The 8,759-nt window shown below is 62.5% G+C and carries 7 protein-coding genes; all 7 read right to left on the bottom strand.

What is annotated here, in order from left to right; translation table 11 throughout:
* Nucleotides 1–122: 122 nt before the first annotated feature.
* Nucleotides 123–791 carry an SPOR domain-containing protein gene (locus WBB95_RS13075; RefSeq protein ID WP_424487957.1) on the bottom strand — a complete coding sequence of 223 codons (669 nt, stop codon included), beginning with the start codon at nt 789–791 and terminating at the stop codon, nt 123–125.
* On the bottom strand, nt 775–2,082 hold the full coding sequence (gene folC, locus WBB95_RS13070; RefSeq protein WP_424487956.1) for a bifunctional tetrahydrofolate synthase/dihydrofolate synthase: 1,308 nt from the start codon (nt 2,080–2,082) through the stop codon (nt 775–777). Before folC ends, WBB95_RS13075 begins: the two co-directional genes overlap by 17 nt.
* Complete coding sequence (gene accD, locus WBB95_RS13065; protein WP_424487955.1) at nt 2,079–2,999, bottom strand: acetyl-CoA carboxylase, carboxyltransferase subunit beta; 921 nt, start codon at nt 2,997–2,999, stop codon at nt 2,079–2,081. Before accD ends, folC begins: the two co-directional genes overlap by 4 nt.
* 244 nt (nt 3,000–3,243) lie before the next feature.
* Entirely contained in the window at nt 3,244–3,876 is a 633-nt protein-coding gene (locus WBB95_RS13060; RefSeq protein WP_424487954.1) for a phosphoribosylanthranilate isomerase, read from the bottom strand.
* Between the two features lie 64 nt (nt 3,877–3,940).
* Entirely contained in the window at nt 3,941–4,765 is an 825-nt protein-coding gene (gene truA / locus WBB95_RS13055; RefSeq protein WP_053128844.1) for a tRNA pseudouridine(38-40) synthase TruA, read from the bottom strand.
* Between the two features lie 217 nt (nt 4,766–4,982).
* Entirely contained in the window at nt 4,983–7,541 is a 2,559-nt protein-coding gene (locus WBB95_RS13050; RefSeq protein ID WP_424487953.1) for a FimV/HubP family polar landmark protein, read from the bottom strand.
* 162 nt (nt 7,542–7,703) lie between these two features.
* The gene (locus WBB95_RS13045) at nt 7,704–8,714 is read right to left on the bottom strand and encodes an aspartate-semialdehyde dehydrogenase (protein ID WP_424487952.1); all 1,011 of its coding nucleotides are present in this window, start codon (nt 8,712–8,714) and stop codon (nt 7,704–7,706) included.
* Between the last annotated feature and the right edge of the window lie 45 nt (nt 8,715–8,759).

The raw sequence follows: 8,759 nt of genomic DNA, 5'->3' as shown, positions 1-8,759 counted from the left end.
GGGAGCTGGCTTGCCTGCGATGAGGCTGGCACTTTCAACATCACTGTTGACTGCCCCACCGCAATCGCAGGCAAGCCAGCTCCCACAGCTGGCCTGCATTTCAATCAGAAACTGGCCGTTATTCAGCCGCGCTCAGGCTGAAAGCGCACCACAAAACCATTCAGGTTCTGCTGGCGACCCAGCAAGTCCCGCAGACGATCCGCTTCAGCGCGCTCGATCAGCGGCCCGATAAACACGCGGTTCTTGCCATCGGCACTGCGGATATAGGCGTTGTAGCCCTGGGTGCGCAGCTTTTTCTGCAAGGCTTCGGCGCTTTCGCGATTGGCCAGGCTGGCGAGCTGGATCGACCAACTGATCGGCAGGCCATTCGGGTCGATGCGGCTTTGCCCCACGTCCGGCTTGCCCGGCGCGGCAGGTTGCGGCACGGCAGGCTTGGGCGCAGGTGCCGGCGCAGCAGGCTTGGCGGCGACAACCGGGGCAGGCGCGGGAGCAGGTGCCGGCTTGACCACCGGTACGCTCGGCTGCACCGGCATCGAAGGCGCCTGCTGCTGAGCGACCTCCTCATCGGTCGGCACCGGCTCTTGCGGCAATGCCTGCGGCTCTGGCACCACCACCGGCTCAACCTGAACCTGCGGCATCACCGGTGCCTGAGGCGCAGCCGGCGCCTCTACCACGACTTGGCGCTGCTCATCCTGGCGAGAAAACAACATCGGCAGAAAAATCACCGCCAATGCCACCAGCACCAGGGCTCCGACCATTCGCTGCTTGTATGCGCTATCCAGTAATGCCATGTGCAGCTTCCTCCGTGGAGCGCCGGGCCAACCACTCAAGCGCCTCGGCAACACAATAAAATGATCCGAACAACAGAATTTCGTCCTCGGCCGTCGCCACCGCACATTGCGCTTCAAGCGCGGCAGTGACGCTTGCATACGACGTCACCGGCGCACCAAGGTTCTGCAAGGCCACTTGCAGCTCAACCGCCGGGCGGCTGCGCGGCGTGTCCAGCGGCGCTACCGCCCACGACTGGACATTGCCCAGCAACGGCGCAACCACGCCGTCCAGGTCCTTGTCAGCCAACAGCCCGAACACCGCCAGGCGGTGACCGCGCGGCGGCGTGCGGGACAGGCGCTGTGCCAGGTATTCGGCGGCGTGCGGGTTATGCCCCACATCCAGCAACAGGTTCAGGCGCTTGCCCTCCCACTCGAACACCCGACGATCCAGTCGCCCGACGACACGCGTCGCCAGCAAGGTAGCTGCAATCTGCTCGGCATTCCAAGGCAAGTCCAGCAACAGGTAAGCCTGCAACGCCAGCGCCGCGTTTTCCATCGGCAAGGCCAGCAGTGGCAAATCGTGCAATTCGACACCTTGCCCACGGGCATCACGCCCACGCCATTGCCAATGCTGATTACCGATTTCCAGATTGAATTCGCGGCCGCGCAGGTAGAACGGGCAATCCAGCTCACGCACCTTGTCCAGCAAGGTAACTGGCGGATCAATATCACCACACAGGGCAGGTTTGCCCTGGCGGAAAATCCCGGCCTTTTCATAGGCTACGGATTCGCGAGTATTGCCCAGATAATCGGCATGGTCGACGCCAATGCTGGTGATCAGCGCGAGGTCGGCGTCCACCACGTTGACCGTGTCCAGCCGCCCGCCCAGCCCAACTTCCAGCACGACCACATCCAACTGCGCGCGCTCGAACAGCCAGAACGCCGCCAGAGTGCCCATTTCGAAGTAAGTCAGGGAAATTTCGCCACGCCCGGCATCGAGTGCGGCGAAGGCTTCGCAAAGTTGCTCATCCGTGGCTTCGACGCCATTGAGCTGCACCCGCTCGTTGTAACGCAGCAGGTGAGGAGAGTTGTACACGCCGACTTTCAGCCCTTGGGACTGCAGCAGCGCGGCGACAAAGGCGCACGTGGAGCCTTTGCCGTTGGTACCGGTCACCGTGATCACGCGCGGCGCCGGCCGGCCCAACCCGAGGCGGGCCGCTACCTGTTGCGAGCGCTCCAGGCCCATGTCGATGGCGGACGGATGCAACTGCTCAAGGTAGGCGAGCCATTCGCCCAGGGTACGTTGGGTCATAGGTTTGCAGGCACCGGCGGAACAACGATTGGCTCGATTTTAGGCGCGACATACACAGGAGTAGGCAGGCCCATCATTTGCGCCAACAGGCTGCCCAGGCGTGGACGCAGTTCGCCGCGCGGGATGATGAGGTCGATTGCACCGTGCTCCAGCAGGAACTCGCTGCGCTGGAAACCTTCCGGCAGTTTTTCGCGCACGGTCTGCTCGATCACGCGCGGGCCGGCAAAGCCGATCAGGGCCTTCGGCTCGCCGACGATCACATCACCCAGCATTGCCAGGCTGGCGGACACGCCGCCGTAGACCGGGTCGGTCAGTACGGAGATAAACGGGATGCCTTCTTCGCGCAGACGCGCCAGTACCGCAGAGGTCTTGGCCATTTGCATCAGGGAGATCAGGGCTTCCTGCATCCGCGCACCACCGGAGGCGGCGAAGCAGATCATCGGGCAGCGGTTTTCCAGGGCGTAGTTGGCGGCGCGAACAAAACGCTCACCGACGATGGCACCCATGGAGCCGCCCATGAAGGAAAACTCAAACGCGGACACCACAACCGGCATGCCCAGCAGCTTGCCGCTGATGGAAATCAGCGCGTCTTTCTCGCCGGTCTGCTTCTGCGCTGCGGTCAGGCGGTCCTTGTACTTCTTGCCGTCGCGGAACTTGAGACGATCAACCGGCTCCAGGTCAGCGCCCAGCTCGTTACGGCCGTCGGCGTCGAGGAAGATGTCAACGCGGGCGCGGGCGCCGATACGCATGTGGTGGTTGCACTTGGGGCAAACGTCCAGGGTCTTTTCCAGCTCCGGGCGGTACAGCACCGCGTCGCAGGATGGGCACTTGTGCCACAGACCTTCAGGAACCGAGCTTTTCTTCACCTCGGAACGCATGATCGAAGGGATCAGTTTGTCTACTAACCAGTTGCTCATGCTTTCTTTCTCCAGTACCGGTGGCTAGAACACAGCCCCGCGTATGCCCTTGAGCTAAATTCATATGTGGCGATGATGCCTGCGGGACGGGGTCAGACCTTCGACCTGCCAATTCCCGCCTGCATCCTCAGCCTTCCAGACAACCTGCCAGCGCAGGGTTGCCACTTCATTTCCGGCCCACCCACAGGCGGCGCCGGGCTGTTTTACACAGCGGTAGTTATGGACGGCGGCAGACTGCCCGCCGTCACATCCCGCCACTGCTGTTGCGCACGGCCTGCATGAATGCGCGAATCTTGCGGTGATCCTTGATCCCCTTGCCCTGCTCTACCCCGCCGCTGACGTCCACGGCATATGGCCGCACCTGCTCGATTGCCGCACCGACATTCGCCGGCGTGAGCCCGCCAGCCAGGATAATCGGCTTGCTCAGGCCCTCGGGAATCAGCGACCAGTCAAACGCTTCGCCGGTGCCGCCGGGCACGCCTTCAACATAGGTGTCCAGCAGGACCCCACGCGCACCGGTGTAGGCGGCACACGCGCCGGCGATGTCATCCCCGGCCTTGACGCGCAACGCCTTGATGTACGGGCGCTGGTAGCTTTCACATTCTTCGGGGCTTTCGTCACCATGAAACTGCAGCATGTCCAGCGGCACGGCATCCAGGGTTTCGTTAAGTTCGCAGCGGCTGGCGTTGACGAACAAACCCACGGTGGTCACAAACGGCGGCAGCGCGGCGATGATCGCCCGCGCCTGCAACACATTCACCGCCCGCGGGCTTTTGGCATAAAACACAAACCCTATGGCATCCGCCCCCGCCTCTACAGCCGCCAGCGCGTCTTCTATGCGGGTAATCCCGCAAATCTTGCTGCGAACGGCTGGCATGTCGTGGAAACCTCAAGGGTTGAACCGGGAAAGTCCCGGATGGTAACAAAAGCTTTTCCGGGCGTCAGCCGCCAAGTTCGCTGAAACCTGTGAGGAAGTGTGGCCCGATGAAACGCTGCGGCAGTTCGAACTCGTCGCGGTACTCCACGTCCACCAGGTACAGGCCGAACGGATGCGCCGTCACCCCGCCGGTGCGGCGCACGCGGCTTTCGAGCACTTCCCTGGCCCACTCAACCGGGCGCTCGCCGGTGCCGATGGTCATCAACACGCCGGCAATGTTGCGCACCATGTGGTGCAGAAACGCCCCGGCGCGGATATCCAGCACGATCATCTTGCCGTGACGGGTGACTCGCAGGTGGTGGACTTCCTTGATCGGCGACTTCGCCTGGCACTGGCCGGCCCGAAAGGCGCTGAAATCATGCACGCCGACCAGATGCTGCGCCGCCTCGGCCATGCGTTCGGCATCCAGCGGGCGGTGGTTCCAGGTGATTTCTTCGTTAAGGTGCGCCGGGCGGATCTGATCGTTGTAGATCACATAGCGGTAACGTCGGGCGATGGCCTTGAAGCGCGCATGAAAATGCGCAGGCATGACCTTGGCCCAACTGACGCTGACGTCGTGGGGCAAATTGATATTGGCGCCCATCACCCACGCTTTCATCGTGCGCTCGGCCTGAGTATCAAAGTGCACCACTTGGCCGCAGGCATGCACACCGGCGTCAGTACGCCCGGCGCACATCAGTGACACCGGCGAATCGGCGACTTTCGACAGTGCCTTTTCCAGGGTTTCCTGCACCGTCAGTACACCCGACGCCTGGCGTTGCCAGCCGCGATAGCGCGAGCCTTTGTATTCCACGCCCAGGGCGATGCGGTAAAAACCTGCAGCCGCCATTTCGGCGGCTGCGTTATCTATATTTGCCAAGAACTGAGAGCCTGATGAGTTGCGCAAAGGCGGCCATTATGCAGGTTTGTGTGAGAGCTGGCTTGCCTGCGATAGCATCACCTGGATTCCACTGAAAGACCGAGTCGCCTGGATCGCAGGCAAGCCAGCTCCCACAGAAAAGCAAAACGGCGGCCCGAAGGCCGCCGTTTTGCTCAAACGCTGGCGATTACGCCAAGCGTCCAAGCATTTCCTTGGCTTCACCGCGCTGGCCTTCATCGCCTTCGGTCAGGACTTCGGAAAGGATGTCCCGCGCGCCGTCGGTGTCGCCCATGTCGATGTACGCCTGGGCCAGGTCCAGCTTGGTGGCGACCTCATCGGTGCCGGAGAGGAAATCGAATTCCGGCTCGTCGTCGCCCAACGCTGCGTCTTCAGCAGTGAAGGACGGTTCGATCGGCGGGTGCTCCAGGCTCTGGGACAGACGGTCCAGCTCGGCATTGACGTCATCCAGTTCCGAGGCAAAGGCATCCGGCTTGGCGGCTGCCGCTGGGGCTGGCTCGTCGGCCAGTGACAAGTCGAAGTCTTCCGGCAGGTCAAAGTCGTCCACTGTGGCGGGTGTCAGCGTGGGCGGTTCGACCGCCGGCACGTCTTTCATCTGCGCCTCAAGGCCCGAGAGGAAGTCGTCATCGGACTGCGATGCCGGTGCTTCCAGCTGCAGGTCCAGGTCAAAATCCGACAGATCGTCCGGGCTGGCCTTGGCGTCAGTCTGCTGTTGCAGCACCGACTCAAAGCTCAGTTCATCTTCCGGGCTGACCACGGCAGGCGAAGCGGCTTCCAGATCATCCAGGCTCAGGTCGAAATCAGTGTCGAATGCCTCCGGTTCCGGAGCCGGTGCAGCCGGCTTGTCTTCGAGCAAGTCCTTGACGTACTGGGCGTCGAGGGCCGCAGCGGCGACTGCCGCACTCACACCGGCGGCCAGCACGGCCATGGCCGGGAAACGGCTCTTGAGCTGCTCGACCTGGGCGTGGTTTTCACCATTGGCCACCAGTTGACGTTCCTGGGTGACGAAACCGTCCTTATCACCTTGCAGGCCATACACTTCGAGCAACTTCAAACGCAGGTCGCTGCGCTTGGGCTCGTGCTTGATTGCCTGCTCCAACACGTCGGCCGCCTGGTTCAGGTGACCACGGTCAATATGAGACTGGGCCTGCGCCAGCGCATCGCTGGAGTTCTGCGGGGCCACGGCCACGGCCAGGGGCGCCAGCACGGACGCCACAGTCGGCGCCACCACCGGTTCAACAACCGGTGCAGGCGCAGGCGCGGTAGCCAGCTTGACGTTCGGCGGCGGGACTTCCAGGCCTTCGAAGCTGTCCGGCGGCAGATCATGATCCACGTTGGCAGTGAATGCCGGTTCTTCTGCCAGCGCGCGCGCCATCCGCAGGTGCTTTTCCTCTTCGCGACGGGCATTGCGATGACGCACCCACAGCAGCAGGAGCAACAGCACCACAAGGCCGGCCGCACCGCCGATCACACCGAGAACAATCGGGTTGGTCAGCAGGTCATTGAATTTGCCGTCATTGCCGGCAGGCGCCGCGTCGGCCTTGATCGGCTCGGGCGCAGGGGCCGCAGCCGTCGGGGTGGCGGCCGGTGTGCTCGCTGGATCGGCCGCCGGTTCGCCTGCCAACTGGGCAGGCATCGCCGCAGTCGCCTGAGCCGCCGGCCCGCCCTTGTCAGCCTGCAAACGGGCCAGTTGATCGTTCTTCAGCTGGATCAGCTTTTGCAGTTTGTCCAACTGGCTTTGCAGGTCCGCCGCGCGGCTTTTCAGCTCTTCGTTGTCGCGGCGCGTGGTGTCCAGTTGCTCCTGGGTCATCGCCAGCTTGTCGCTCAGCGCGCGGCCATCTGCCGCCCTGCCCTTCGCACCTTGTTTGGCGGATTCGGCCGAGACCAGGCTCAAGTTGTCCTTGGCATTGGTGCTCGACGGCGCATTGCCCGCCTGAGTGCGCTTGGTCGCATCCAGTTGCTGCTTGCCCAGTGCTTGATTGCTGGCCGTACGACGACCTTCGCGCCAGGCCGCATTTTGTGCGCTTACTTCAGCAATCGCCTGGGGCTGCGGCAGGCTGGTGGCTTGCACGCGGTCCGGCAGGCGCAAGACCTGGCCGGTTTTCAAGCGGTTGATATTGCCGTCGACAAAGGCATCCGGGTTCAATGCCTGGATGGCCAGCATGGTCTGCTGCACCGACGCGCCATTGCGATTCTTCTCGGCAATTTCCCACAAGGTGTCGCGAGACGTCGTGGTGTGCTGGGCCGATTTGCCCACAGTAGGTGCCGCATTGCCCGGCGCGCTCAAGCGCGGCGCAGGGGTGCCGGCAGTCGGTGCCGCCTGATCGAATTTCGCCGGGTCGAGCAGCACGCTGTAATCGCGCATCAGGCGACCATTGGGCCATTGCACCTGCAGCAGGAAACGCACGTAGGAATCCGGCAACGGCTTGCTGGAGGTAACGCGCACCACACTGCGGCCGTTAGGGTTGATCACTGGCGTAAACGTCAGGTCGTTGAGAAACGCCTGGCGGTCCACGCCCGCGTCCACAAACGCCTGGGAGGATGCCAGGCTGGGCGTGATCTCGGCAGCCGTGAGGCCACCGACATCGAGCAATTCGATTTCTACCGACAACGGCTGGTTCAACGTCGACTTGAGGGTCATTTCCCCCAGCTGCAGCGCTTGCGCCATACCGGAGGACAGCGCCGAGGCGGCCGCTATTGCTAACACCAGTTTGCGAACTTGAACCATAGCCTCATCCTTTGTCTGAACACTCCCCGGCCTGCGAGAAGGTTGGTAACCGCTGCCATAAGGCATGGCGAGCCGATAGGTCACCGACGCGCAACTGTTCCTGCTTGGGGCCAAGCATAGCGCCTGGCTAGAATCAATCTACAAATTGCCGCCAAGTATCTTTTACACAAGGTCTTTTATCAACAACTGAGCCAGCTGGACGGCATTCAAGGCGGCGCCTTTGCGTACGTTATCTGACGTCAGCCACAGATTTAGTTCCGCCGGGTCGTCTACCCCTGCGCGAACCCGTCCTACATAGACCACGTCCTGACCGACCGCATCGCCCACCGCAGTGGGGTAATCGCCCTCTTCCACCAGCTCGATGCCGGGTGCCGCGTCGAGCGCGCGATTGACCGCGACCAGATCCACCGGCGCGCCCAATTGCAATGACACCGTCAGGCTATCGCCAAAAAACACCGGGGCTTGAACGCATGTTGCGGAAATCTTTAGCAAAGGAGTTTCCAGCACGGCGCGCAGTTCGTGTACGAGACGTTTCTCCAGGGCTGTATGACCTTGGGCGTCTGGGGTGCCGACTTGTGCCAACAGGTTGAAGGCCATCTGCCGATCAAAGAACTTCGGCTCCAACGGGCGCACATTCAGTAGCTCGGCGGTCTGACGGGCCAACTCGCTGACGGCTTCACGGCCTTGGGCGGACACCGCCAGGTTGGCAGTCACGCTGACGCGCTGGATATCGAGCAAACCCCGCAACGGTGCGAGGACCACAGCCAGGTTGGTGGCCGATGGGCTTGGGCTGCCGAGCTGGAAGGGTTTTTTCAGGCCTTTGAGAATATGGGCGTTGGCTTCCGGCACGACTTGAGGCGCTTGATCGGCCGGCAAGGCGCCGGACAGGTCGATCACCGAGCAACCGGCGGCGATGGCACGGGGGGCGAAGCTCAAGGTCACTGCGGGGCCTGCGGCGAAGAAGGCCAGTTGAGCTTTACTGAAGTCGAATTCATCGACTTCCTTGACCCGCACGTTCTTGCCGCGAAACGGTACTGATGCACCGGCGGAGTTGTTGCCTGCCAGCAAATACAGGGTGCCCACCGGGAAGCTCAGTTCTTCGAGGATCTGCACCAGGGTTTCGCCGACAGTGCCGGTGGCGCCGATCACGGCGATTTCAAAGGTCTGGGTCATGGGGGCTGCCTCGGGCATTGCGGGGGGAGCGGCACTTTACCGGGT

The organism is Pseudomonas sp. (assembly GCF_049645325.1).
Taxonomy (GTDB): Bacteria; Pseudomonadota; Gammaproteobacteria; order Pseudomonadales; family Pseudomonadaceae; genus Aquipseudomonas.
Note: the sequence above shows the minus strand (reverse complement) of the source record. Positions and strands in the feature narration are given on the sequence as shown.

What these genes read in the sequence shown, in the direction of transcription:
- WBB95_RS13060 (WP_424487954.1), bottom strand. Translation starts at nt 3,876, where the DNA reads ATGCCAGCCGTTCGCAGCAAGATTTGCGGGATTACCCGCATAGAAGAC.
- folC (WP_424487956.1), bottom strand. Translation starts at nt 2,082, where the DNA reads ATGACCCAACGTACCCTGGGCGAATGGCTCGCCTACCTTGAGCAGTTG.
- WBB95_RS13075 (WP_424487957.1), bottom strand. Translation starts at nt 791, where the DNA reads ATGGCATTACTGGATAGCGCATACAAGCAGCGAATGGTCGGAGCCCTG.
- truA (WP_053128844.1), bottom strand. Translation starts at nt 4,765, where the DNA reads ATGGCGGCTGCAGGTTTTTACCGCATCGCCCTGGGCGTGGAATACAAA.
- WBB95_RS13045 (WP_424487952.1), bottom strand. Translation starts at nt 8,714, where the DNA reads ATGACCCAGACCTTTGAAATCGCCGTGATCGGCGCCACCGGCACTGTC.
- WBB95_RS13050 (WP_424487953.1), bottom strand. Translation starts at nt 7,541, where the DNA reads ATGGTTCAAGTTCGCAAACTGGTGTTAGCAATAGCGGCCGCCTCGGCG.
- accD (WP_424487955.1), bottom strand. Translation starts at nt 2,999, where the DNA reads ATGAGCAACTGGTTAGTAGACAAACTGATCCCTTCGATCATGCGTTCC.